Here is a 23,745-nt window from a genome sequence, read left to right as displayed (position 1 = left end):
GGAGCAATGTGCGGCTGTCGGGCATCCTCCGGCGCCAGCGCAAACCCGGCTAAGCCCACTCCGGCAAGGCTTGGCCGGGTTTGTGCCGGACGTGGCACAGGCTTTGCAACCTCTCGTCCAGATTCCCCGCATCGAGGGACACCGGAGAGAGACAAGCATGACAACAGGCATCCATCTGCCCTGGCGGGCGGTGGTGTGGGCGCTGGCCTGCACCCTGCTGCTGCCGCTGACTAGCGGCACCGTGATCGGGACCGAGCGTGGCGCTCTGGCGCCGGCGGCTGCAATGGCCAATCGTGGCGATCCGTTGGCTTCGGCACGCTGGGGCGAGATGCAGCGCCAGTTCATCGGCAATGCCCCGTTCGTCTTCGATCCGCAGGTCAAGGTCAGCGCCCCGGAACTGGCGGAAAACCCGCTGCAGGTGCCGATCAGCGTCGATGCCTCGGCACTGGCCGGGGTCGAGGAGGTGATCGTCTTCGCCGACTTCAACCCGATTGTCGAAATCCTGCGTTTCTACCCGGAGGCGGTTCCGGCCAGCCTCGGTTTTCGCATCAAGCTGCAGCAATCGACGCCGGTGCGCGCCGCTGCCCGGACCCGCGATGGTGTCTGGCACGTCGGCGGCAGCTGGGTGAATACCGCCGGCGGCGGCTGCACCACGCCGTCGCTCGGCTCCGGTTCGCCGCTGTGGCAGGCGCAGCTCAACCAGGTGGCGGCGCGCCAATGGTCCACCGGCCCTAACGCCGGCCGTCTGCGGCTGAAGATCGTGCACCCGATGGATACCGGGCTGGTCGCCGGCATTCCGGCCTTTTTCCTGGAAGAAATCACCCTGCGCGACGCGGCCGGCCAGCGCCTGCTGCGCGTGCAGCCGGCCGAGCCGGTCGCGGAAAACCCGGTGTTCACCCTCGGCGGCCTCGGCCACGGGGCGGTCGAGGCCAGCGGCCGCGACAACAACGGCAACCAGTTCAGCACCCGGATCGCGCCATGAGCTGTCGCCAGTTTTTCTGCCACGAACTGCTCTGCCGCCTGCTGGCCGCGCTGCTGCTCGGCAGCGCCAGCCTGCCGGCAGCGCTGGCCGAGGCCTTCGATTACCGCCTGCAGCCGCAGCAAATCGCCTCCGATGTCTATGTGCTGGCGGGTGCCAGCGAGGATTTCGATACCCGCAACGGCGGCAACATCGTCAATATCGGCTTCATTGTCGGCCGCGACGGGGTGATCGTGATCGACAGTGGCCCGTCGCGCCGCTACGGCGAGCAACTGCGCGCTGCGATCCGCCGGGTGACACCGCTGCCGCCGGTACTGCTGCTCAATACCCATCACCACCCCGACCATTTCCTCGGCAATCAGGCCTTTGCCGATCTGCCGATTGCCGCCTTGCCGGCGACCCGCCAGGGCATCGCCGCCGAGGGCAATGCCTTCGCCGAAAACTTGTACCGCCTCAGCGGCGACTGGCTGAAAGGGACCGAGGTGCAGACGCCCAACCGCGATCTCGCTGCCGGGACGCTGGAGGTTGCCGGGCGCACGCTGGAACTGCGGGCGCTGGCCGGGCATACCGATGCCGATCTGGTGGTGATCGACCGCGCCAGCGGCGTGATCTTTGCCGGCGACCTGGTTTTCCATGAACGGGCGCCGACCACGCCGCATGCCGAGATCAGCGCCTGGCTGGCGGCGCTCGATACGCTGCAGGCGCTGACCCATGCCCCCGGCTTTACCCGGCTGGTGCCGGGACACGGCCCGGTCAGCGCCGATGCGGCGCCGATTCTGCAGACCCGCGCCTGGCTGCGCTGGCTGGCCGCGCAGCTGGAAGCCGATGCCCGCGCCGGGCTGGACATGAGCGAAGTGCTGCAGCGGCCGCTGCCGCCGGAACTGGCGCGCTTGCCGCTGGCGCAGCGCGAATACCGGCGCTCGGTCGAACACTGGTTCCCGGCCATCGAGGCGCGGGTGCTGGCGGAGAAACCTTGATGCCAAACACGGTCGACCGCCGTTTTAGCTGCATTTTGCTGCTCTCGCTCGGGCTGCACGGCCTGTTGCTCCTAGGCCTGCCCGATCTCCGGCAGCGGCCGGGGGCGCTGGCGGTGGCCGCTGGCGAGCGCGGTGCCAGCCAGCACCGGTCGCTGGTGGCGGTACTCGCCCGGCCGTCGGCCACCACGACTGCTCAGCAGTTGCCACCCACCCGGCAGCGCGCTGCGGCCCCGCTGCCGCGCCGGCCGGCTGCGCCGCCAGCGCTGGTGGCCGCTGCTCCGCTGATCCGGCCGGCGCCTGCGCTGCTGAGCCGCCGCGCCGAGGCCCGGCCGACAGCGTCCGCCGCCTTGCCGGCAGCGGCCAGCCTCCCGGCGCCGAATGTGGCGAATGCCATCAGCGCCAGCAGCGGGCCAGTGCTCACCGCCCTTGCCCCGGCTCCGTTGGCACCGGCAGCGGAAGCGGTCAATCCGCCGCTGCCCGGCCCGGTGCTTGCTGGCGCCGGCGAGGCCTTGCTCGATGCCTATCGCCGGCAGTTGCAGGCGCTGGTTTCGGCGCCGCGCGACTACCCCCGGCTGGCCGCCTTGCGCGGCTGGGAGGGCGAGGTGCGCTTGCGCCTGCGGATTGCGCGCAAGGGCAACCTGCTGGCAGTGCAGCTCGACCGTTCCAGCGGCTTCGAGGTGCTCGACCAGCATGCGCTGGCCCGGCTGGCTGACCACGGCGACTTTCCGCCGCTGCCCGAGCGCTGGGAAGGCGGCGAATTGCAGGTGGTGATTCCGATTCATTACAAGCTGAGAAAAACGACATGAAGAGACAAATTCCCCATCCGCGCCGTCTGGCCTGGCTGACCGCGCTGGCCTGCACCGCCCTGGCCGCCGAGCCGGCCCTGACGCTCAACCCGGTCGAGGTGATGGGCGCCACCCCCTTGCCCGGACTCGGCCTGCCGCGCGATGCGATCCCGGCGCCGGTGCAGCGGCTGGGGGCGGAGGCGTTGGCGGCCCGCCCTGGCGGCAGTCTTGCCGACCTGCTCCAGCAGCAGCTCGGCGGCGTTTTTCTCAACGACATCCAGGGCAACCCCTGGCAGGCGGATCTCAGCTATCGCGGCTTTACCGCCTCACCGCTGCTCGGCACGCCGCAGGGTTTGTCGCTGTACATGGACGGGGTGCGCCTCAACCAGCCCTTCGGCGATGTCGTCAGCTGGGACCTGATTCCGCGTTCGGCGATTGCCGGGATCGACCTGATGCCTGGCTCCAATCCGGTCTATGGCCTGAATACGCTCGGCGGCGCGCTGGCGGTGCACACCAAGAGCGGCCTGAGCCATGCCGGTTCGGCGGTCGAGCTCGGGCTTGGCAGCTACGGGCGCCAGATGCTGACGCTGGAGCATGGCGGGCGCAACGCGCAAGGCCTGCACTGGTTCGTCACCGGCAACACGACGCATGACGGCGGCTGGCGCGACGATTCGCCGAGCCGCCTCGGTCAGCTGTTCGGCAAGCTCGGCTGGCAGGGCGGCGCCACCGATCTGGCGCTGACCGTCGCGCTGGCTCGCACGATGCTGACCGGCAATGGCCTGCAGGATGTCCGCCAGCTCGACCGCGACTGGCGCAGCGTCTATTCGAAGCCCGACGAAACCCGCAACCGCTCGCTGTTCCTCAACCTCGAAGGCAAGCACAGCGTGAACGCCGACACCTTGCTCGCCGGCAACCTCTATTACCGGCGGGTGCGGACCACGACTTACAACGGCGACATCAACGAAGACTCGCTCGACCAGTCGGTGTATCAGCCGAGCGCCGCCGAGCGCACGGCGCTCGCTGCGGCCGGTTACCGCGGCTTTCCGACCAGCGGCGCGAGCGCCGCCAATACCCCCTTTCCCTACTGGCGCTGTCTGGCCAACGTGCTGCTCGCCGACGAGCCGGCCGAGAAGTGCAACGGCCTGATCAACCGCAGCCAGACCACCCAGGAAAACTACGGCTGGAGCGGCCAGCTGACCCGCCTTGGCGAAATCGCCGGCCAGCGCAACCAATGGACGCTGGGCGCGGGTTACGACAGCAGCCGGATGCACTTCACTCAATCCGCGCAGTTCGGCTACCTCAACCCGGACCGCAGCATCGTCCCGGTCGCTGCCTACGCCGACGGCAGCTATACCGGCGACGACGGCCAGCCGATCGACAGCCGTGTTGACCTACGCGGTCGGACCCAGACCTGGAGCGTGTACGCGACCGATACGCTGAGCCTGTTCGAGCGCCTGCACCTGACCGTCTCCGGCCGTTTCAACAGCACCACGGTACGCAACCGCGACCAGATCACCCCCGGCGGCCAGCGCGGTTCGCTCGACGGCGACCACCGTTTCAGCCGTTTCAACCCGGCGCTGGGTCTGGCTTACGCAGCGCTGCCGACATTGACGCTGTACGCCGGCTACAACGAGGGCAGCCGCACGCCGACGGCAGTCGAACTTGGCTGCGCCGACCCGGCTAACCCCTGCAAGCTGCCCAACGCGATGGCCGGCGACCCGCCGCTCAAGCAGGTGGTGACGCGAACTTGGGAAGCCGGGCTGCGCGGCGGCAACAGCCAGTACCGCTGGCACGCCGGGGTGTTCCGCGCCGACAACCGGGACGACATCCTGTTCGTCGCCGGCCAGGCCAACGGCTTCGGCTACTTCCGCAACTTCGGCGAGACCCGCCGCCAGGGCGCCGAACTCGGCGCCAGCGCGCAGCTCGGCAGCGTCCGCCTGAGCGCCGACTACACCTATCTCGACGCCACCTTCGAAAGTGCCGAGACGGTCAATGGCGCCGCCAACAGCAGCCAGGACGCCAACGGCAACATCGCGATCCGCCCCGGCAACCGGATGCCGCTCAGCCCGCGCAACCAGTTGCGCCTGCGCGCCGAGTGGCAGGCCAGCGGGCAGCTGGCGCTCAGTCTGGGGATGCTGGCGGTGTCCGACAGCCTGGCGCGCGGCAACGAAAACGGCTTGCACCAGGCCGACGGCGTCCGCTACCTGGGTAGCGGCCGGGTGCCGGGACACGCGCTCTTCGACCTTGGCGCCAAATATCGCCCAAGCCCGGCGTTGACCGTGTTCGCCTCGGTTTACAACCTGTTCGACCGGCGCTATGCCAGCGCCGCGCAACTTGGCGCCACCGCGCTCACCGCCAACGGCAGTTTCATTGCCCGCCCCTTCGCCGCCAGCGGCGACAACACCACCTTGCTCCACAGCAGCTTCCAGGCCCCGGGCGCGCCGCGCACCGCCTGGATCGGCTTCCGCTACGCCTTCTGACCCGCTTTCGCCAAGGAACGATCATGACCCCGCATCTCCGCTTTCATCCCGTCCTGGCCGCTGTGCTGGGCGCTTTTGCCGCAACCCATGCCGGCGCTGCCGACCTGGTTCTCGACCAGGTGGTGGTCACCGGAAGCCGCGCCGAACAGCGCAGCTTCGACCTGCCGGCGGCCATCGACGTGCTTGGCCGCGAGCGGCTCGACGCCGACCAGCCGCGCGTCAATGCCTCCGAGGCGCTGGCCAGCGTGCCCGGCATTACCGCACTCAACCGCCAGAACTACGCGCAGGACCTGCAATTGTCGTCGCGCGGCTTCGGCGCCCGCTCGGCCTTCGGCGTGCGCGGCATCCGCCTGGTCGCCGACGGCATTCCGGCCTCGATGCCCGATGGCCAGGGGCAGGCGGCGACCTTCAACCTCGACCGCGCCGAACGCATCGAAGTCCTGCGTGGGCCGCTCTCGGCGGTCTATGGCAACCACGCCGGCGGCGTCATCCAGCTGTTTACCGAGGAAGGTCACGGTCGACCGGTGGTCGAGGGCAATTTCAGCGCCGGCAGCGACGCGACCTGGAAGGCCGATCTGGCGGCCAGGGGCGAGATCGGAGGTGTTGGCTACGTGCTCGATACCTCGCGCTTCGCCACCGACGGTTACCGCCAGCACAGCCGCGCCGAGCGCGAGCAGAGCCAGGTCAAGCTGACCTTCAAGCCGAGCGAGGACGGCAAGCTCAACCTGCTGGCGTCGACCTTCCGCCAGTCGGCACAAGACCCACTGGGCCAGACCTGGAGCGGCTTCCGCGCCGATCCGCGCAGCGTCGCCCAGGCTGCGCTCGATTACAACACGCGCAAGGAGATCGAGCAGAGCCAGGGCGGGCTGACCTACGAGCACCGCTTCGGCGAGCACCGCGTGCAAGTCTCGGCCTACATCGGCCAGCGTTCGACCACCCAGTACCAGTCGATTCCGAAATCGGCGCAGACCAATCCCCGTCACAGCGGCGGCGTGATCGATTTCGATCGCGATTACGGCGGCGCCTCGGCGCGCTGGATTGGCCGCTTCGACCTTGCCGGCGGGCGCCTGACCACGACCCTGGGTGCCGATTACGAAACCGCCCGCGACGACCGCCGGGGCTACGAGAATTACGTTGGCAACACGCTCGGCGTGCTCGGCGCGCTGCGCCGCAACGAGGCCGATACGGTCACCAGCTTCGACCAGTACGCGCAGGCCGAATGGGCGCGCGGCGACTGGCAGGTGAATGCCGGCCTGCGCCGCAGCCATGTCGCGTTCAAGGTCGACGACCGTTACCTGAAAAACGGCAACGACGGCGGCCGCGTCGAGTACGACAAGACCACGCCGACCGTCGGCGCGCTCTACCGCCTGAGCCCGGCGGTGAATGTGTACGCCAGCGCCGCGCGCGGCTTCGAGGCGCCGACCTTTGGCGAACTGTTCTACTCCGGCCCCGGCGGCAGCTTCAGCTACGCGCTCAAGCCGGCGCAGAGCACGCACCTGGAAACCGGCCTCAAGGCCTACCTTGGCGCCGATATCCGGCTCGACCTGGCGCTGTTCCAGATCGACACCCGCGACGAACTGGTGGTCGACAGCAGCAGCGGCGGCCGCACCAGCTACCGCAATGCCGGCCGCACCCAGCGTCAGGGGCTGGAAGCGGCGCTCGACAGCCGCTGGGGCGCCGGTTTCAGCAGCCGCCTCGCCTACACCTACCTCGACGCCCGTTACGACCAGGCTTTCACCACCTCCGGTGGCAGCGTGGTCGACGCCGGCAAGCGCCTGCCCGGCATCGCCGCCCAGCAGCTCTACGCCGATCTGGTCTGGCGGCATGCGGCGAGCGGCTTCTACGCCGGGGTCGAAGGCTTGGCGCGCAGCAACATGCAGGTCGAGGACAGCAATACGCAGCGGCCGGCGCCGGGCTACGCCATCGCCAACCTGCGCGTTGGCGTCGAGCGCAGCTACGGCCCGCTCAGCATCCGCACCTATGCCCGCATCAACAACCTGTTCGATCGTCAGTACGTTGGCTCGGTGGTAGTCGGCGACGGCAATGCCCGCTATTACGAAGCCGCGCCGGGCCGCAACTGGCTGGCCGGCGTCGCCCTGCGCTATGCCTTCTGAACCCGGACGCGGGCGAGGCGGCGGCCGCTTCGCCGACCTCGCCCGGCTGGCGGTGCTTGCGGCGTTGGCGGCCCTGTTGAGCACCCGCGCCGTCGCCGCCAGCAGCGCTGACGATCTCGCTTACCGCGAATTCCCGCAGTACGACTACGCCAGCGTGCGCAGTGCGGTGCTCGACGCCATCGAAGGCGAGGGCCTGGTGCCCAGCCCGCCGCTCGACTTTGCCGAAATGCTGGCACGCACCGCCCCGGCCATCGGCCAGCCGCCGCCGCTGCAACGCGGAGAAATCCTGCAATTCTGCAGCGCCAAACTCGCCTTCATCCTGCTCGGCGAAGACCCGGCGCAACTCGCGCTCTGCCCGCTCGCCTTCAACCTTGGCCAGGCCGCCGGCCAGCCGCATCCCTTCCTCAGCTGGCGCCTGCCGGCCGCGACCACGCCGGGGCGAGCGCAGGTCAGGGCGCTCTACCAGCGGCTGCTGAGCAGGGTGATCGAGGAGTTGCCTTAACTTTCGCGCAACTACGGTCGACCGGCGAAAAACCGCGTTTTCCGAGGTCGACCGTGAAAATCCCCGTGCTTCACCAGCCCCGCATCAACGCCACCCCGTGCGCGCCGTGCTGTTGCGCAGTGGCGAGCAGTTCCGGCTGCATGCCGCCGAGGGCGAAGATGGGCAGGGTGTTGCCGGCGAGGGTGGCGGCGAAGCGCTCCCAGCCGAGGCCGGCGGCTTCCGGGTGGGTCGGGGTGGGCAAGACCGGGCCGAGCAGGGCGTAGTCGAGGTTGAGCTGGCCGGCGCGGGCGATTTCTTCGGCGCTGTGGCAGGAGGCGCCAACCCAGGCGAAGTCGGGGCGTTCGCCGCAGGCGGCGAGTGCGGCGCTCGACAGGTGGAGGCCGTCGGCGCCGACCTGGCGGGCGATTTCGGCGTCGTCGTTGATTACCACCAGCGCCCCGTGGCTGTGTGCGATGCGGGTCACCGCCTCGGCCAGCCACAGCCGCTGCGGGCGCGGCCAGCTTTTGTCGCGGACCTGGATCAGGCGCGGTGCGTCGCTGCCGCGCTCAAAAGCCTCTTCCAGGCGCTCCAGGGTGCGCTCGACGCCTTCCGCTTCGGCCAGGGTGATTGCCATTTGCGTCGGCGTCGCCAGACCCTTGAGGATCGGGTCGTTGGCCGGTAGGATCGGCGCGACCTGGGCGGCGTCGCCGCAGGCTTGCCAGGCGACGGCGCTGTGTTCGAGCGGGGCGGTGATGCCGATTTCGCCGTCCCAGGCGGTGACGCGCCAGAAATGCAGGCGCACCGTCGCGTGCGGGTAGGTGAATTGTCGGGTCAGCCACGGCGAGCAGGCGGTGACGCGGATGCCGAGTTCTTCGTGAAGTTCGCGCACCAGCGCCTCGCGCACGCTTTCGCCGGCTTCCAGCTTGCCGCCGGGGAATTCCCAGTAGCCGGCGTAGACCTTGCCTTCCGGCCGCTGCGCGAGCAGGAATTCCTGGCCCAGGCGTGTGCCGGGGGCGGGGCGCAGCATCACGGCGGCGGCGACTTCGACGATCTTGGCGGTGTCGGCGCTCATAGTCCGGCTCCCGGCAGGTGACCGTTGATCCGACCGGCGAGGTCGCGGGCGTATTGCCAGGCGACGCGGCCGGAGCGCGAGCCGCGGCTGAGCGCCCAGTTAAGCGCGTCGCGCTGGTGTTCGGCGATCACTGCATCGCTAATCCCGAAGTGCCGCGCCCAGCGGCCGACCACGGTCAGGTAGTCGTCCTGGCTGAAGGGATAGAAGGAAATCCACAGCCCGAAGCGCTCGGACAGCGAAATTTTTTCCTCGGTCGCCTCGCCGGGGTGGATTTCGTCGTCGACGCGGGTGGTTTCGAGGTTCTCCGAGAAATACTCGGGCATCAGGTGGCGGCGGTTGGAGGTGGCGTAGATCAGTACATTCGCCGGCGGCGCCGCAACCGAGCCGTCGAGCACCGATTTGAGCGCCTTGTAGGCGGTTTCGCCGGCCTCGAACGAGAGGTCGTCGCAAAAGATCACGAAGCGTTCCGGGCGGCCATCGACCAGATCGACGATGTCGGCAAGGTCGACCAGGTCGGCCTTGTCCACCTCGATCAGGCGCAGGCCGTCGGCGGCGTATTCGTTGAGCACCGCCTTGACCAGCGAGGACTTGCCGCAACCGCGCGCGCCGGTCAGCAGCACGTTGTTGGCCGGCTGGCCGGCGACAAACTGGCGGGTGTTGGCGACGATGCGCGCCTTCTGGTCGGCGATGGTGTCGAGGTCGGCCAGGCGGATCGGGTGCGGATGGCGCACCGGCTGCAGCCAGCCGCGTCCCTGCGTCTTGCGCCAGCGGAAGGCGACGGCGGCGTCCCAGTCAGGGGCCGGGGTCAGCGGCGGCAGGCTGGCTTCAAAACGCGCCAGCACCTGTTCGGCGCGGGTGAGCAGTTGTTCGAGTAGTTGTTCGCGTTGCGGGCTGTGGCTCATCGGGCAGGTATACTTTGCGGCAAAAAAACGCACTCTAACGAGCAAGGGCGGGGCTTGTCACCTGCTACCGGCCGCTGCCAGCCCGCCCGCTACCCCTTCACGTCTTTTGCCGTCGTTCGCCATGTTGCTGCCCGCCTCATCGTCCCGTTTTTCCGCCCGTCGCCCCCGCCGCCTCTCTGTTCGCGCCTGCCTGGCGCTGGGCAGCGCCTTGCTGCTCGCTGCCTGCGCCGAGTTGCCCCTGTTGGGCAAGGGTGGGGCGCCGGCCGATGCCGTCCCGGAAAAAGCCGCCTGCACCGCGTCGACCGTGAATGCCGGGGCGGCTGCGTCTTGCCCCGCCTGTCCGGCTTGCCCTGGTGCGCCGGTTGCCGCGCCGGCTTTCAGCCGCGCTTTGCTGCCGGCCGACTACGCCGACCTGCCCGGCTGGGGCGACGACGAGGTGGCGGCCGCCTGGCCGGCCTTCCTGCAATCCTGTCGCGGCATCGCCAGCAAGCCGCACGGTGCGGCCTGGAAGCGGGTCTGCGAGCTGGCGCGGCAGAGCGAGGGCAAGCCGGGTTTCGACCCCCGGCGCTTCTTCGAGACCCAGTTGCGGCCCTACGCGCTGGCCAACAACGCGGGCGCCCGGCCGGTCTTCGAGGGCACCATCACCGGCTATTACGAACCGCTGCTGCGCGGCAGCCGCGAACGCAGCAAGACCTTTGCCCAGCCCTTGCTCGGCGTCCCCGACGACCTGCTGACCATCGACCTCGGCACGCTCTTCCCCGAACTCAAGGACAAGCGCGTGCGCGGCCGGCTGGAGGGCAACAAGGTCGTGCCTTACTGGTCGCGTGCCGACATCGTCGCGCGCGGCGAACGGCTGCCGGCGCGGCCGCTGCTCTGGGTCGATGACGCGATTGAACTGTTCTTCCTGCAGATTCAGGGTTCCGGCCGCGTCCGCCTGCCCGACGGCAGCCTGGTCCGGGTCAATTACGCTGATCAGAACGGCCACCCTTACCAGTCGATTGGCCGGGTGTTGATCGAGCGCGGCGAACTCAAGGCCGAAGAAGCCTCGATGCAGGGCATCCAGGCCTGGGCGCGGGCCAATCCGGCGCGGCTTGACGACTTGCTCAACAGTAACCCGAGCTACGTCTTCTTCCGCGAAATGCCGGCCAACGGCAACGCCAGCAACCCCAATGCCGGGCCGCAGGGCGCGCTGGGCGTGCCGTTGACCCCCGAGCGCAGCCTGGCCATCGACCCGCGCGCGGTGCCGCTCGGTGCCCCGGTCTTTCTCGCCACCACCCGCCCCAATTCGGCGCAGCCGCTCAACCGGCTGATGCTGGCGCAGGATACCGGCGGCGCGATCAAGGGCGCGGTGCGTGCCGACTTCTTCTGGGGCTTCGGCAAGGAAGCCGGCGAACAGGCCGGGCGGATGAAGCAGTCGGGCCGGATGTGGGTGCTGCTGCCGCCGGAGGCAGCACCGCGTTGATGGGCAGAGCAGGGCGGTGCGCACGAAGTTGAGGCGGTGCGCTGCATCGAAGCACCGTTATGGTGCGTTTGGATGCACCATGAAGGATGCAATATCCTGATTTGCAAAGGGTTTTGCGCACTGGAACGGTGCTTGCTTTAAGGCGTCCATCCCTGATATCGGAGGTCACATGGACGCTTTCCAATCCGGCAGCAATGTTTTATTCATCCTGCTCGGCGCCATCATGGTGCTGGCCATGCACGCCGGCTTCGCCTTTCTCGAAGTCGGCACCGTGCGCAAGAAAAACCAGGTCAACGCGCTGGTCAAAATCCTGACCGATTTCGCGATCTCGACCATCGCCTATTTCTTCATCGGCTACGGCGTTGCCTACGGTGTGCATTTCTTCGGCAGCGTCGATACGCTGATGGAAAAGAGCGGTTTCGAACTGACCAAGTTCTTCTTTTTGCTGACTTTTGCCGCCGCGATCCCGGCGATCATCTCGGGCGGCATTGCCGAACGCGCCAAGTTTCACCCGCAACTGGCGGCGACCTTCCTGCTGGTCGGCTTCGTCTATCCCTTCTTTGAAGGCATCGCGTGGAACCAGGCCTTCGGCATCCAGGCCTGGCTCAAGGCGACCTTCGGCGAGGAATTCCACGACTTCGCCGGCTCCGTCGTGGTGCATGCGATGGGCGGCTGGATGGCGCTGCCGGCGGTGCTCCTGCTTGGTGCGCGCTACGGCCGCTACAGCAAGGACGGCCGCATCTCGGCGCACCCGCCCTCATCGATTCCCTTCCTCGCCCTCGGCTCGTGGATCCTGATCGTCGGCTGGTTCGGCTTTAACGTGATGAGCGCGCAAACCCTCGACAAGATTTCCGGCCTGGTCGCCCTCAATTCGCTGATGGCGATGGTCGGCGGCACGCTGGTCGCGCTGGTGATGGGCAAGAACGACCCCGGCTTCGTCCATAACGGCCCGCTCGCCGGCCTGGTTGCGGTCTGCGCCGGCTCCGACCTGATGCACCCGATGGGTGCGCTGGTGGTTGGCGGCGTCGCTGGCGGCCTGTTCGTGGTGATGTTCACGCTGACGCAAAACCGCTGGAAGATCGACGACGTTCTCGGTGTCTGGCCGCTGCACGGCCTCTGCGGCGCCTGGGGCGGCATCGCCGCTGGCATCTTCGGCAGCAAGGCCCTGGGCGGCGCCGGCGGCGTCGCCTTCATGCCGCAGCTGATCATGACGGTGATGGCCATCGTCATCGCCCTGGCCGGCGGCGCGCTGGTCTACGGCCTGCTCAAGAGCGTCTTCGGCATCCGCCTCGACCAGGAAGAAGAATACGAAGGCGCCGACCTGTCGATCCACAAAATTACCGCCACGCCGGAGCGCGAGCCGAACTGGTAAGCGGGTGGCAGGAAGCAATTCAGTCCGGCTGGCGGGAGTGAAGCCTGGCGGACGGTAGATCAACAAAGCCCGGCGGTTGCCGGGCTTTGTGTTTGGATCCTTCTGTTGCTTGGTTTTGGCGGTTATTCGGGTGGCCTGCTAATCAATTGCCACTAAGTTGAGGGGGGGGGCTGTATCAGTCCTTCAGGCGGCCATTACTACGGATTAGGAGGCAGCGACAGCCACATGCTGGGGCGTGGCGGAGAATTGTTTTTTTGCTTTCTGTTATGCTCTTGTTGTTTTTTGGATTGCTTCTCTGGTGCCGCGATGGAAAATATTCTCTACCAAGTTCTGCTTGTGATCGTGATGGTTTGTGCTCTCCTGTTTGCCGTTTGGCATGTTGTGCTTTTCTTCCACAATCGGAAACGAAAGCGGTTGGCAGCGCGTCGTCACCAATCGGGTAGCTATAGTTTTTGTAGGTGGCATATCGACAAAAACGGGCATCCGTATCCCGTGATGGTGAGCGCACCTCTCAGGCAGGGCAGTGAAGACCGCGTTGACTGACTTGATCCCGCCAATTTTTAGCCGGTGAACCTGGTTGCCCATATTGGCAGTTCATCGAGTTGCCTCAGGAACTGGGGGCTTTGCCGACTGTGCTACGGTCGGTATTTCTCCCCGCAGCAACAAAACTCCGATTTCGCCGGTCGACCGTGGCAGCCGGCGCTGAGAGCTTCAGATTCACCGCGCCCGCAGCAGCAACAGGATGAAAACGCACAGGCCGAGCAGTCCGGACAGGATTTTCCAGAAGCGCACCGGGTCGCGTTCGAGTAGCGGCACGCGCCGGATGTTGCTGAATTCGGGGGCGGGGTGTTGCAGGTTGTGGGCGAATTCGGAGACGACTTCCTGGCGTTTTTCCGGGTTCGGGTGCAGTGCCTTGGCCAGCACCGCGTCGAGCCAGGCCGGCAGGTCCGGGCGGTGGTGGCGGAGCGGGATGTAGCGCAGGCTCTTCAGTTCCTGCGGGTTGCGGATGCGGGTGATGGCGAGGCCGTAGGGGAGTTGCCCGGTCAGCAGCCGGTAGGCGATCGCGGCCAGCGAGAAGAGATCGCTGCGGACGCTGCTTTCCTCGCCGAGCAGGCATTCGGGGGCCATGTATTGCAGCGTGCCCGGCGGCAGTTCGGCCACCGGCTGGCCGGCGCTTTCGGCAAGGCCGGCGACGTGGACATTGGCCAGGTCGATCAGCTTGACCGTGCCTTGCCGGTCGAGCATCAGGTTTTCCGGGCGCAGGTCGCGGTGCAGCATGTCGCGCCGGTGCAGTGCCTGCAGGCCCAGTGCCGCTTGCCCGATGAGGTCGCGGACGGCCTCCAGTGGCGGCGCCGGGTGGTCGGTCAGCCATTGCCCCAGGGTCTGGCCTTCGATGTATTCCATCGCTACGTAAAGATGCCGGCGGGGCCGGTCGCCGTTCCAGGCCTTGATCACATGCGGGCTGTCGACGCGGCGGGCGACCCATTCTTCAAGGACGAAGCTGTCGAGGTAGTGCGGGTCGTTGCGCAGGTCGACCGAGGGCGTTTTCAGCACCACTGGCTGCCCGCTGGTGTCGTCGCTGGCGAGATGGACGTGGCTGCGCGCGCTGACCTGCAATTCGCGGACAACGGTGAAGCCCTCGAAGGCCAGGCGCGGGGCGAGCGGCGGCGGCAGCGCCAGGTGTTCGCGGCGGAGCAGGGCTTGCGGGCTGTCGGCGTCGGGCAGCGCGTCGATGCGCAGGATCTGCAGGGTGGCGTCGTCGTCGCTGCCGGCAGCGCGTGCCTGCTCGACCAGTTGCGCAGCGGCGGCGTCGAGGTCGTCGGGATGCTGCGCCAGCGCCTGATTGATCCCGTTTGCCGTGAGCTGGCTGTAGGCGCCGTCGGTGGCCAGCAGGTACACCTCGCCGGGCGCGGCTTCCCAGCTGCGGTGGTCGATGTCGACGTGGGCGGCGGTGCCGAGCGCGCGCGCCAGGTAGCTTTCGCTGGCCGAGAGCGCGATCCGGTGATCCTCGCTCAGTTGTTCCAGCGCTTGCGGGTGGAGCCGGAAGATACGCGAATCGCCGACATGGAAGAGGTGCAGCTTGCGCCCCTTGAGGACCAGCGCGCTGAAGGTGCAGACGTAGCCCCGGTCCTTGTCGAAACGGCCGTCGCCGGCCTGGGTCTGGCCGTGCAGCCAGGCGTTGGTCGCGGCGAGGACGCAGTGGGCCGCGCGGCGCACGGTCCACGCTTCGGAAGTCGCAAAATAGTCGTCGAGAAAGGTCCGCACCGCCATCGCGCTGGCTTGCTGGCTGACCCGGCTGCTGCTGATGCCATCGGCCAGCGCCAGGGCAACGCCCTTGCTGGCCAGCAACCCGCCGCGCGGCACGAAGGCGCCGTGGAAGTCCTGGTTCTCCGCATGCGCACCGGCCAGCGAGTGCTGGCCGATGCTGACTTGCAGGCCGGAGGGGCGCATTGGCAGCGTTCCGCTCAGGCGACCTTGCGCTTCGGCGCGGTCTTGTAGTGCGTCGAGTAGAGCGTGGCGCCGACGAAGGTCAGGCCACCGACCAGGTTGCCGAGCACGGTCGGGATTTCGTTCCAGATCATGTAGTCCATGAAGGTGAAGTTGCCGCCGAGCATCAGGCCGGACGGGAAAAGGTACATGTTGACGATGCTGTGCTCGAAGCCCATGTAGAAGAAGACCAGAATCGGCATCCACATCGCCATCACCTTGCCCGAGACGCTGGTCGACATCATCGCCGCGACGACGCCGGTCGAGACCATCCAGTTGCACATCACGGCGCGGACGAACAGGGTCAGCATCCCGGCGGCGCCGTGTGCGGCGTAGCCGACGGTGCGGCCCTCGCCGATGTGGCCGATCTTCTGGCCGATGGCGTTGGGCGCCTCGCTGAAGCCGTTGGTGAAGATGATCGCCATGAACACGGCGACGGTCAGCGCGCCGGCGAAGTTGCCGGTGAACACCAGTGACCAGTTGCGCAGCACGCCGTTCCAGGTGGCGCCCGGACGCTTGTCCATGACCGCCAGCGGGGCCAGGGTGAACACCCCGGTGAGCAGGTCGAAGCCGAGCAGGTAGAGCATGCAGAAGCCGACCGGGAAGAGCAGCGCGCCGATCAGCGGGTTGCTGGTGTTGACCGTGACGCTGACGGCGAAGGCAGCGGCCAGCGCGAGGATGGCGCCGGCCATGTAGGCGCGGACGAGGGTGTCGCGGGTGGACATCAGCAGCTTGGATTCGCCGGCGTCGACCATCTTGGTGACGAACTCGGCAGGAGCGAGGTAGGCCATGGTGATTCCTTCTTGGATTGAATTGAATGCGGGGGCGTCAGGCGGCGAGCTGGAGCAAAATCTGCTGGCCGTCGCAACGTACCGGGTAGCTGCGGATCGATTGCTCGGGGATTTCCAGGCAGGCGCCGGAACGCAGGTCGAAGTGCTGCTTGTAGAGCGGCGAGGCGACCACCAGGTGTTCGCCGAGGTTGCCGACCAGGCCGCGTGCGAGGACGCTGGCGCCGGATTTCGGGTCGATGTTGTCGAGCGCGTAGCAGTCGCTGTCGCCGACCCGGAAAATGGCGATGTGGCGGCCTTCGACCAGCGCGCAGACGCCGGTGTTGGGGAGGATGTCGTCGAGTCGGCAGACCGGCTGCCAGGAAGTCGAAGTAGTCATGATCGGGACCTTTCAGGAATCAGAGCGTGAGCGGGTCGGCGGCGGCATGTTCGCGTTCGTCGGCTTGCGCCGGGCGGATCTGGCCGCGCTCCTTGACGAAGACGATGCGCTGGTCGGCGCTGTCGCTGTTGACGAAGGTGCGGAAGCGCTGGCGGACGGCCGGGTCGTTGACTGCGGTCTTCCATTCGCACTGGTAGGTGTCGACCACGTGCTGCATCTGGGCTTCGAGTTCGCCGCACAGACCCAGGCTGTCATCGATCAGCACCGATTTGAGGTAGTCGAGGCCGCCTTCCAGGCTTTCGCGCCAGGTGCTGGTGCGCTGCAGCCGGTCGGCGGTGCGCACGTAGAACATCAGGAAGCGGTCGATCAGGCGGATCAGTTCGGTCTTCGACAGGTCGGCGGCGATCAGTTCGGCGTGCCGTGGCTTCATCCCGCCGTTGCCGCAGACGTACAGGTTCCAGCCGCGTTCAGTGGCGATCACGCCGACATCCTTGCCCTGTGCTTCGGCGCATTCGCGGGTACAGCCGGAAACCCCGAACTTGATCTTGTGCGGCGCGCGCAGCCCCTTGTAGCGGTTTTCCAGATCGATCGCCAGGCCCACCGAGTCGTCGACCCCGTAGCGGCACCAGGTGCTGCCGACACAGCTTTTGACCGTGCGCAGTGACTTGCCGTAAGCGTGGCCGGATTCGAAGCCGGCGGCGATCAGTTCTTCCCAGATCAGCGGCAGTTGCTCGACGCGGGCACCGAACAGGTCGACCCGCTGGCCGCCGGTCACCTTGGTGTACAGGCCGTATTTCTTGGCCACCTGGCCGACCGCGATCAAGCCGTCGGGGGTGACTTCGCCGCCGGGCATGCGCGGGACCACCGAATAGGTGCCGTCCTTCTGGATGTTGCCCAGGTAGTAGTCGTTGCTGTCCTGCAGGCTGGCGAGTTCGCCCTTGAGCACGAAGTCGTTCCAGCATGAGGCGAGGATCGAGGCCGCCAGCGGCTTGCAGATGTCGCAGCCGAGGCCCTTGCCGTGGCGGGCAAGGAGTTCGGCGAAGGAGGTGATCTGGCCGACCCGGACCAGATGGAACAGCTCCTGCCGTGAATGCGGGAAATGTTCGCAAACGTGGTTGTTGACCGTGAGGCCGAGCTTGGCCATTTCCGCCTTCATCACCTGCGTCACCAGCGGGATGCAGCCGCCGCAGGTGGCGCCGGCCTTGGTGCAGGCCTTGATCTCGCCGATGCTGGTCTTGCCCTCGGCGACGGCGGCACGGATCTGGCCCTTGGTCACGTTGTTGCACGAGCAGATCAGCGCGCTGTCGGGCAGGGCGTCCGGCCCCAGTCCGGGCTTGGCCTTGCCGTCGCTGGCGGGGAGGATGAGGAATTCGGGATCGGCGGGCGGTGCGATGCCGTTCAGCACCATCTGCAGCAAGGTGCCGTATTCGTCGGCGTTGCCGATCAGCACCGCGCCGAGCAGGCGCTTGCCATCCTCGCTGAGGACGATCTTCTTGTAGATTTCCTTGCATTCGTCGACATAGCGGAAGCTGCGGCTGCCCGGCGTCTTGCCGTGCGCATCGCCGATGCTGGCGACATCGACGCCCATCAGCTTGAGCTTGGTGCTGAGGTCGGCACCGGCAAAGGCGGCGCCGACCTCGCCGGCGAGGTGGCGGGCGACGACGCGGGCCATTTCGTAACCCGGTGCGACCAGCCCGAACAGCTGGTCGTGCCAGGAGGCGCATTCGCCGATGGCGTAGATGTCCTTGTCGCTGGTCTGGCAGTGGTCGTTGACCGAGAAGCCGCCACGGGCGCCGACGGCCAGCGCGTTCTGCCGGGCCAGTTCGTCGCGCGGGCGGATCCCGGCCGAAAAGACGATCATGTCGGTTTCGAGATAGTGGCCGTCGGCGAACACCATGCGGTGCCGCGCCCGGGCGCCGTCACGGATTTCGACGGTGTTGCAGCCGGTATGCACGTGGGCGCCGAGGGCTTCGATCTTGTTGCGCAGGATGCGGCCACCTTCGTCGTCGACCTGCACTGCCATCAGGCGCGGAGCGAATTCGACGACGTGGGTTTCCAGTCCGAGATCCTTGAGTGCCTTGGCGCATTCCAGCCCGAGCAGGCCGCCGCCGACGACCACGCCGCTGCTGGAGATGGCGCCCGAGGCTTTCATTCCTTCCAGATCCTCAATCGTGCGATAGACGAAGCAGTGCGGGCGGTCGTTGCCGGGCAGCGCCGGGACGAAAGGGTAGGAGCCGGTGGCGATCACCAGCTTGTCGTAAGGCAGCGTGTCGCCGTCCTGGGTGGTGACGGTCTTGTGCTGGCGGTCGATTGCTGCTGCCTTGGTGTTGAGGCGCAGGGCGAAGCCGCTGGCGGCGAAGAAGTCGGGAGCGACCAGCGACAGGTCGTCGGCGCTCTTGCCGCTGAAGAATTCCGACAAATGGACGCGGTCGTAGGCGGTGCGCGGTTCTTCGCACAGCACCGTGACTTCTACTCCAGGCAGAGCGCGTTGATGCAGTTCTTCAAGGAACTTGTGGCCCACCATGCCGTGGCCGATGACGATTATCTTCATGCTCGTTCTCACCTGCCGCTTCGGTGGAACGTCGCGTTGCGACCCGCCGTGCCTTGCCGGCACTGGGGTTTGGCGCTGTCCGAAAGCGGCTCTGTCGATTAGGGAAACCCGGTCGTGCGCAAGGCTGACCGGATACCGACACCGTTGTCGGAAAGCTTTGCCCTTGGCTACTTTGCGGCGGGCTGTTCAGCTTAAAGCACGACGCGTGCCAGATGCTCGCAGGGGCGGATTTCCCTCCTGCGCCGGGGGGGAAGCGTGCAACAGCGACGGATCGCCTGCCCGTTAATGTGCATCTGAGCCCGTTCATGGGGCAGGCGCCGAAACTTTTGTTCCATTTTGGTGCGGATGCACTGTGGCTGGGCTAGCGGAAAGAAGTGCGGAAGGGCTTGCCCGGTACTCGACTTTTTTAAATATTTCGATAATATTCGAAATATGGAAACACTGAATGCTGCTGAACTGCTGGCTGCTCTCGGGCATGAGTCCCGCCTTGCCATCTTCCGTCTCTTGGTTGAAGCCGGGCCGGCCGGGGTGACGGCGAGCGCGATTGGCGAACGGCTGGGGATGGCGCCGGCGACTTTGTCCTTTCATCTGGCCCATCTGAGCCGGGTGGGGCTGATCACCGGGGAGCGGGAAAGCCGTTTCATCCGTTATTCCGCAAGCTACGCGACGATGGATGAACTGATCGCCTTCCTGACCCGCAATTGCTGCCAGGGCGAAGCCTGCCTGCCGAAAACCGCCTGCTGCGACACGATTGAAAAGCGTCGCGCTGATCTGGAGAAACCCTGATGTCCACGTTGAAAACTGTGCTGGTGCTGTGCACCGGCAATTCCTGTCGCTCGCAAATGGGCGAAGCCATCCTCAATCACGATCTGGCCGGGCTGGTGCGCGGCATTTCCGCCGGCACCCGGCCGCAACCCAAGGTGGCCGATGGCGCGCTTGAAGCGCTGCGCCTGGCCGGCCTGCCGACCGCGGGGTTGCACCCCAAGGACGTCGAGGCCGTGATGGACGAGGCAATCGACCTGGTGGTCAGCGTGTGTGACAACGCCAAGGAAACCTGTCCGGTCTTTCCGCGGCCGGTGGCGCGCATTCATCTGCCTTTCCACGATCCGCACGGCGAACCGCTGGCCAGCTTTGTTGCCGTCCGCGACGACATCCGCGCCCGCCTGGTGCCGGCAGTACGGGCAGCGCTGGGTCTGGGGGAAGCCTGATGTCGGCACAATGCGAAATCACCGCCAAGGCGGCAGCCGGCGCGCCGATGAGCGTTTTTGAGCGCTATCTGACGCTCTGGGTCGGCCTCTGCATCGTCGCCGGGATTGCCCTCGGCCAGCTGGCACCCGGCGTGTTCCAGGCCATCGGTCGGCTGGAGGTGGCGCAGGTCAATCTGCCGGTCGGTCTGCTGATCTGGGTGATGATCATCCCGATGCTGGTCAAGGTCGATTTCGGCGCGCTGCATGAAGTGAAGCAGCATGTGCGCGGGATTGGCGTGACGCTGTTCGTCAATTGGCTGGTCAAGCCGTTCTCGATGGCTTTCCTCGGCTGGTTGTTCGTGCGCAACCTGTTTGCGCCGCTGTTGCCGGCCGAGCAGCTCGACAGCTACATCGCCGGCCTGATCCTGTTGGCAGCGGCACCCTGTACCGCGATGGTTTTCGTCTGGAGCCGGCTGTCGAATGGCGACCCGCTGTTTACGCTGTCGCAGGTGGCCTTGAACGACACGATCATGGTGGTCGCCTTCGCTCCGCTGGTGGCCTTCCTGCTTGGCCTGTCGGCCATCACCGTGCCCTGGGATACGCTGCTGACCTCGGTGGTGCTCTACATCGTGATCCCGGTGGCGCTCGCCCAATGGTGGCGCAAGGCGCTGCTGGCCCAGGGGCAGGCAGCGTTCGATGCAGCGATGGCCAAGATCGGCCCCTGGTCGATCACGGCCCTGCTGGCCACGCTGGTGCTGCTTTTCGCCTTCCAGGGCGAGGCCATCCTCAAGCAGCCGCTGGTCATCGCGCTGCTGGCCGTGCCGATCCTGATCCAGGTGTTTTTCAACTCGGCGCTGGCGTACTGGCTGAACCGGGCGGTGGGCGAGAAACATAATGTCGCTTGCCCGTCGGCGCTGATCGGGGCCTCCAACTTCTTCGAACTGGCGGTTGCGGCCGCAATCAGCCTGTTCGGTTTCGAGTCGGGGGCGGCACTCGCCACGGTGGTCGGCGTACTGATCGAGGTGCCGGTGATGCTGCTGGTGGTCAAGGTGGTGAATGCCAGCAAGGGCTGGTACGAAGCAAGGTAAGCGAAGAACACGGTCAACGCCCCTCGGGGACACAAAAGGAGTCGATCATGGATGGCCTGATGCTGGCCCTGCAAGGCGGCCTCGACAGCCTGGCTTCATATCTGGCAGCGCATGTGCTGCTCTGCCTGGTGCCGGCCTTTTTCATCGCCGGTGCGTTGTCGGCGCTGGTACCGCAGCAGGCGATCATCCGCTTTCTCGGGCCGACGGCGCCCAAGTGGATGTCCTACTCGGCGGCGGCCGGTGCCGGCAGCCTGCTGGCGGTGTGCTCCTGCACTATCCAGCCCTTGTTTGCCGGCATCTATAAAAAAGGGGCCGGGCTTGGGCCGGCGATCACCTTCCTCTTCTTCGCGCCGGCCGCCAATATCCTGGCGCTGGCCTATACCGGCGTCGCGCTCGGGGCGGAGTTCGCGATTGCCCGCATCCTGCTCGCGCTGGCCTTCGGGATCGGCATCGGCATGATCATGGCCATCCTTTTTCGCGAAGCCGACGTGGCCCGACTTGGCGATGCGGCCACCTTCGCCGATGCAGGCGGCGTGCCGGGCAAGGCGCTGGCCTTCATCGGCATGCTGGTGGCGCTGCTCTTGGCCGGGACCTTGAAGCTGGATCTGTTCAAAAGCGTGGTGTTTGCCTTCGAGTTGCCGTGGTCGGGTGCGGCCGGGGTGCAGCAGACGCTGGATCGGTGGGTTCCGGTCAATGAAGCCATCGGGGCAGAGGGTTTGAGTCTGCAGGGCGCGTTGCTGATCGGCCTGCTGGCGATGATCGGCGCGGTGGCTTGGCGGGGGCTGGGGACGGTCGACGCCGGCTTCAATCGCCTGACGCCGCTGGCGTTGGGGCTGACCGTGCTGACCCTGATCGTTGCCGCGCTCGGCGTCCGGGTTGACGCCGCCGGTCTGCTGGTCAGCCTGACCGGGCGCACGCTGGCGGTCGCCGTCTGTGCGCTGGCGCTGATCCCGCTGGCGCGCCGGTTCGATGCCTGGGACGTCCAGCAGTGGTTGTGGGAAACCTGGCGCTTCGTGAAGCAGATTTTTCCGCTGCTCATCGTCGGCGTGTTTCTGGTCGGGGTGATCCGGGTGTTCATCCAGCCGGAGTGGATTCGTGCGCTGGCCGGTGCCAATACCCTGCTGGCCAACCTGAGTGGCGTGCTCTTTGGCGTCTTCATGTATTTCCCGACCCTGGTCGAGGTGCCGATTGCCAAAATGTTCCTGTCGCTCGGCATGCATCCGGGGCCGTTGATTGCCTACCTGATGGCCGACCCGGAACTGTCGCTGCAGAGTATCCTGATTACGGCAGCGATCATCGGCAAGCTGCGGGCCTGGACCTACGTCGGACTGGTGGCGCTGTTTTCCACAGTGGCCGGCCTGACCTATGGGGCCTGGGTCGATGGCATGCCCGCCTGGCAACTGGCTGCGGTGGTGCTGGGGTTTGTCGCCGGCGTCGTCGGCGTGCTGCATCTGATTGAAGGCCGCCGTCGCGCGGCCAGGGGAGAAACGACATGTTGATCAAGATTCTCGGCAGCGGGTGTGCCAAGTGCAACCGACTGGAACAACTGACCCGCGAGGCGGTGGCCGAACTCGGGCTGGAGGCCAGTTTTGAGCATGTGCGCGAGATGGACCGCATCATGGCCTATCCGATCATGACCACGCCGGCGCTGGTGGTTGACGAGCAGGTGCTGGTTTCCGGGCGCATGCCGAGCAAGGACGAATTGCTGAGCTGGTTGCAGCCGCGCTAGGCGGGGGGCGCGTTCCTCCGCTATCCTGCGCGCTGCAAGGCGGGGCAAAGGGCTCCGTGGCTTCGGCTCAAGGAGGCGGTGTGCGGAACAAGCAGGTCCTGCTAGCGGCAGGTTTTCTGGTCGGGATGGTTCCGGCCTGGGGTGGCGAAGTCAGCGTTGCCGTGGCGGCGAATTTCACCGGCCCGATTCAGGTGCTGGCGCCGCTGTTCGAGCGCGAAACCGGCCACAAATTGCAAGCCGCTTTCGGCGCGACCGGCAAGTTCTACGCCCAGATCAGCAACGGCGCCCCCTTCGAAGTGCTGCTGGCGGCCGACGACGAAACTCCGGCGCGGCTGCTCAAGGAAGGGCAGGGGGTTCCCGGTAGCGCCTACACCTATGCGGTCGGCCGGCTGGTGCTGTGGTCACCCGACGACAAGTTGATCGACGAGCGCGGCGAGGTACTGAGGAAGGGAGCTTTCCGGCACCTGGCGCTGGCCAACCCAAAGACTGCGCCGTATGGGCTTGCCGCGCAGCAGACGATGGCCAGGCTGGGCGTGCTGGAAACGCTCCGGCCACGTTTCGTTCAGGGCGAGAACATTGCGCAGACACACCAGTTTGTCAGCACCGGCAATGCCGAACTGGGTTTTGTCGCCTACTCACAGGTGATCAAAAATGGTCGCATCGGCGGTGGTTCCGGCTGGCTGGTGCCGGCCGAGTTTCATGATCCGATCCGCCAGGATGCGCTGCTGTTGCACAAGGGGCGCCATAACCCGGCGGCGCAGGCCTGGTTGGCCTTTCTCAAGGGCGACGCGGCGCAGACCGTGATTCGTTCCTTCGGTTACGAATTGCCCCGGTAATTTCCCCGGTCGGCGTTGCTACGGTCGACCGGAAAAAACGGCATTTTTCGTCGTCGACCGTGGCAGCGGCATGTCG

General features: G+C 66.7%; 21 protein-coding genes. 14 read left to right on the top strand and 7 right to left on the bottom strand.

From position 1 onward, the window contains the following. Positions 1 to 157 precede the first annotated feature (157 nt). The 6 genes from VX159_RS13780 to VX159_RS13755 are packed head-to-tail and all read left to right on the top strand — an operon-like array spanning position 158 to position 7,837. Complete coding sequence (locus VX159_RS13780) at positions 158 to 982, top strand: quinoprotein dehydrogenase-associated SoxYZ-like carrier (protein WP_371323458.1); 825 nt, start codon at positions 158 to 160, stop codon at positions 980 to 982. After that, positions 979 to 1,956 carry a quinoprotein relay system zinc metallohydrolase 1 gene (locus VX159_RS13775; protein WP_371323457.1) on the top strand — a complete coding sequence of 326 codons (978 nt, stop codon included), beginning with the start codon at positions 979 to 981 and terminating at the stop codon, positions 1,954 to 1,956. Before VX159_RS13780 ends, VX159_RS13775 begins: the two co-directional genes overlap by 4 nt. Further along, positions 1,956 to 2,762 carry an energy transducer TonB gene (locus VX159_RS13770; protein WP_371323456.1) on the top strand — a complete coding sequence of 269 codons (807 nt, stop codon included), beginning with the start codon at positions 1,956 to 1,958 and terminating at the stop codon, positions 2,760 to 2,762. The genes VX159_RS13775 and VX159_RS13770 overlap by 1 nt, the downstream gene beginning before the upstream one ends. After that, positions 2,759 to 5,221 carry a TonB-dependent receptor gene (locus tag VX159_RS13765; RefSeq protein ID WP_371323455.1) on the top strand — a complete coding sequence of 821 codons (2,463 nt, stop codon included), beginning with the start codon at positions 2,759 to 2,761 and terminating at the stop codon, positions 5,219 to 5,221. Before VX159_RS13770 ends, VX159_RS13765 begins: the two co-directional genes overlap by 4 nt. Before the next feature lie 23 nt (positions 5,222 to 5,244). Then, positions 5,245 to 7,335, top strand: a complete 2,091-nt coding sequence (locus VX159_RS13760) for a TonB-dependent receptor family protein (RefSeq protein ID WP_371323454.1) — start codon at positions 5,245 to 5,247, stop codon at positions 7,333 to 7,335. After that, a complete protein-coding gene (locus VX159_RS13755) occupies positions 7,325 to 7,837 on the top strand; it encodes a DUF302 domain-containing protein (protein ID WP_371323453.1) in 513 nt (170 codons plus the stop codon). Before VX159_RS13760 ends, VX159_RS13755 begins: the two co-directional genes overlap by 11 nt. Positions 7,838 to 7,907: 70 nt before the next feature. On the opposite strand, the gene VX159_RS13750 is transcribed toward VX159_RS13755, so the two are convergent. Next, a complete protein-coding gene (locus VX159_RS13750) occupies positions 7,908 to 8,888 on the bottom strand; it encodes a Nudix family hydrolase (RefSeq protein WP_371323452.1) in 981 nt (326 codons plus the stop codon). Continuing rightward, positions 8,885 to 9,790, bottom strand: a complete 906-nt coding sequence (locus VX159_RS13745) for an ATP-binding protein (RefSeq protein WP_371323451.1) — start codon at positions 9,788 to 9,790, stop codon at positions 8,885 to 8,887. Before VX159_RS13745 ends, VX159_RS13750 begins: the two co-directional genes overlap by 4 nt. Before the next feature lie 121 nt (positions 9,791 to 9,911). On the opposite strand from VX159_RS13745, the gene VX159_RS13740 reads away from it, so the two are divergent. Continuing rightward, the gene (locus VX159_RS13740; protein ID WP_371323450.1) at positions 9,912 to 11,252 is read left to right on the top strand and encodes a murein transglycosylase A; all 1,341 of its coding nucleotides are present in this window, start codon (positions 9,912 to 9,914) and stop codon (positions 11,250 to 11,252) included. A gap of 169 nt (positions 11,253 to 11,421) precedes the next feature. Continuing rightward, positions 11,422 to 12,624, top strand: a complete 1,203-nt coding sequence (locus tag VX159_RS13735) for an ammonium transporter (protein WP_371323449.1) — start codon at positions 11,422 to 11,424, stop codon at positions 12,622 to 12,624. A gap of 264 nt (positions 12,625 to 12,888) precedes the next feature. Here VX159_RS13735 and VX159_RS13730 read toward each other — a convergent pair whose 3' ends face one another. The 5 genes from VX159_RS13730 to nirB form a co-directional block, all read right to left on the bottom strand. Then, positions 12,889 to 13,209 carry a hypothetical protein gene (locus VX159_RS13730; protein ID WP_371323448.1) on the bottom strand — a complete coding sequence of 107 codons (321 nt, stop codon included), beginning with the start codon at positions 13,207 to 13,209 and terminating at the stop codon, positions 12,889 to 12,891. A 132-nt stretch (positions 13,210 to 13,341) separates the two neighbouring features. Beyond that, positions 13,342 to 15,075: a protein kinase gene (locus VX159_RS13725; protein ID WP_371323447.1), complete on the bottom strand. Its 1,734-nt coding sequence runs from the start codon at positions 15,073 to 15,075 to the stop codon at positions 13,342 to 13,344. A 14-nt stretch (positions 15,076 to 15,089) separates the two neighbouring features. Further along, a complete protein-coding gene (locus VX159_RS13720) occupies positions 15,090 to 15,902 on the bottom strand; it encodes a formate/nitrite transporter family protein (protein WP_371323446.1) in 813 nt (270 codons plus the stop codon). A 37-nt stretch (positions 15,903 to 15,939) separates the two neighbouring features. Further along, on the bottom strand, positions 15,940 to 16,278 hold the full coding sequence (gene nirD / locus VX159_RS13715; protein ID WP_371323445.1) for a nitrite reductase small subunit NirD: 339 nt from the start codon (positions 16,276 to 16,278) through the stop codon (positions 15,940 to 15,942). A 19-nt stretch (positions 16,279 to 16,297) separates the two neighbouring features. Further along, positions 16,298 to 18,829: a nitrite reductase large subunit NirB gene (gene nirB / locus VX159_RS13710; protein ID WP_371323444.1), complete on the bottom strand. Its 2,532-nt coding sequence runs from the start codon at positions 18,827 to 18,829 to the stop codon at positions 16,298 to 16,300. A gap of 432 nt (positions 18,830 to 19,261) precedes the next feature. On the opposite strand from nirB, the gene VX159_RS13705 reads away from it, so the two are divergent. The 6 genes from VX159_RS13705 (at position 19,262) to modA (ending at position 23,669) form a co-directional block, all read left to right on the top strand. Next, positions 19,262 to 19,615, top strand: a complete 354-nt coding sequence (locus tag VX159_RS13705; RefSeq protein WP_371323443.1) for an ArsR/SmtB family transcription factor — start codon at positions 19,262 to 19,264, stop codon at positions 19,613 to 19,615. Beyond that, the gene (locus VX159_RS13700) at positions 19,615 to 20,037 is read left to right on the top strand and encodes an arsenate reductase ArsC (protein ID WP_371323442.1); all 423 of its coding nucleotides are present in this window, start codon (positions 19,615 to 19,617) and stop codon (positions 20,035 to 20,037) included. The genes VX159_RS13705 and VX159_RS13700 overlap by 1 nt, the downstream gene beginning before the upstream one ends. Then, positions 20,037 to 21,104, top strand: a complete 1,068-nt coding sequence (arsB, locus tag VX159_RS13695) for an ACR3 family arsenite efflux transporter (RefSeq protein ID WP_371323441.1) — start codon at positions 20,037 to 20,039, stop codon at positions 21,102 to 21,104. The genes VX159_RS13700 and arsB overlap by 1 nt, the downstream gene beginning before the upstream one ends. A gap of 47 nt (positions 21,105 to 21,151) precedes the next feature. Continuing rightward, a complete protein-coding gene (locus VX159_RS13690; RefSeq protein WP_371323440.1) occupies positions 21,152 to 22,603 on the top strand; it encodes a permease in 1,452 nt (483 codons plus the stop codon). Beyond that, positions 22,597 to 22,833: a thioredoxin family protein gene (locus VX159_RS13685; protein WP_371323439.1), complete on the top strand. Its 237-nt coding sequence runs from the start codon at positions 22,597 to 22,599 to the stop codon at positions 22,831 to 22,833. The genes VX159_RS13690 and VX159_RS13685 overlap by 7 nt, the downstream gene beginning before the upstream one ends. 125 nt (positions 22,834 to 22,958) lie before the next feature. After that, positions 22,959 to 23,669 carry a molybdate ABC transporter substrate-binding protein gene (gene modA / locus VX159_RS13680; protein WP_371325530.1) on the top strand — a complete coding sequence of 237 codons (711 nt, stop codon included), beginning with the start codon at positions 22,959 to 22,961 and terminating at the stop codon, positions 23,667 to 23,669. Positions 23,670 to 23,745: the final 76 nt, after the last annotated feature.

This window comes from Dechloromonas sp. ZY10, from assembly GCF_041378895.1.
Classification (GTDB): domain Bacteria; phylum Pseudomonadota; class Gammaproteobacteria; order Burkholderiales; family Rhodocyclaceae; genus Azonexus; species Azonexus aquae.
This window is presented reverse-complemented; position numbering and strand designations above follow the sequence as displayed.

Bases quoted from the DNA above. Each gene is read 5' to 3' on its own strand.
- VX159_RS13735 (WP_371323449.1), top strand. From the start codon at position 11,422: ATGGACGCTTTCCAATCCGGCAGCAATGTTTTATTCATCCTGCTCGGC.
- nirD (WP_371323445.1), bottom strand. From the start codon at position 16,278: ATGACTACTTCGACTTCCTGGCAGCCGGTCTGCCGACTCGACGACATC.
- VX159_RS13690 (WP_371323440.1), top strand. From the start codon at position 21,152: ATGGATGGCCTGATGCTGGCCCTGCAAGGCGGCCTCGACAGCCTGGCT.
- VX159_RS13730 (WP_371323448.1), bottom strand. From the start codon at position 13,209: ATGGGCAACCAGGTTCACCGGCTAAAAATTGGCGGGATCAAGTCAGTC.
- VX159_RS13700 (WP_371323442.1), top strand. From the start codon at position 19,615: ATGTCCACGTTGAAAACTGTGCTGGTGCTGTGCACCGGCAATTCCTGT.
- VX159_RS13745 (WP_371323451.1), bottom strand. From the start codon at position 9,790: ATGAGCCACAGCCCGCAACGCGAACAACTACTCGAACAACTGCTCACC.
- VX159_RS13705 (WP_371323443.1), top strand. From the start codon at position 19,262: ATGGAAACACTGAATGCTGCTGAACTGCTGGCTGCTCTCGGGCATGAG.
- VX159_RS13780 (WP_371323458.1), top strand. From the start codon at position 158: ATGACAACAGGCATCCATCTGCCCTGGCGGGCGGTGGTGTGGGCGCTG.
- modA (WP_371325530.1), top strand. From the start codon at position 22,959: ATGGTTCCGGCCTGGGGTGGCGAAGTCAGCGTTGCCGTGGCGGCGAAT.
- VX159_RS13775 (WP_371323457.1), top strand. From the start codon at position 979: ATGAGCTGTCGCCAGTTTTTCTGCCACGAACTGCTCTGCCGCCTGCTG.
- VX159_RS13720 (WP_371323446.1), bottom strand. From the start codon at position 15,902: ATGGCCTACCTCGCTCCTGCCGAGTTCGTCACCAAGATGGTCGACGCC.
- VX159_RS13740 (WP_371323450.1), top strand. From the start codon at position 9,912: ATGTTGCTGCCCGCCTCATCGTCCCGTTTTTCCGCCCGTCGCCCCCGC.
- VX159_RS13755 (WP_371323453.1), top strand. From the start codon at position 7,325: ATGCCTTCTGAACCCGGACGCGGGCGAGGCGGCGGCCGCTTCGCCGAC.
- VX159_RS13725 (WP_371323447.1), bottom strand. From the start codon at position 15,075: ATGCGCCCCTCCGGCCTGCAAGTCAGCATCGGCCAGCACTCGCTGGCC.
- VX159_RS13685 (WP_371323439.1), top strand. From the start codon at position 22,597: ATGTTGATCAAGATTCTCGGCAGCGGGTGTGCCAAGTGCAACCGACTG.
- nirB (WP_371323444.1), bottom strand. From the start codon at position 18,829: ATGAAGATAATCGTCATCGGCCACGGCATGGTGGGCCACAAGTTCCTT.
- arsB (WP_371323441.1), top strand. From the start codon at position 20,037: ATGTCGGCACAATGCGAAATCACCGCCAAGGCGGCAGCCGGCGCGCCG.
- VX159_RS13760 (WP_371323454.1), top strand. From the start codon at position 5,245: ATGACCCCGCATCTCCGCTTTCATCCCGTCCTGGCCGCTGTGCTGGGC.
- VX159_RS13750 (WP_371323452.1), bottom strand. From the start codon at position 8,888: ATGAGCGCCGACACCGCCAAGATCGTCGAAGTCGCCGCCGCCGTGATG.
- VX159_RS13765 (WP_371323455.1), top strand. From the start codon at position 2,759: ATGAAGAGACAAATTCCCCATCCGCGCCGTCTGGCCTGGCTGACCGCG.
- VX159_RS13770 (WP_371323456.1), top strand. From the start codon at position 1,956: ATGCCAAACACGGTCGACCGCCGTTTTAGCTGCATTTTGCTGCTCTCG.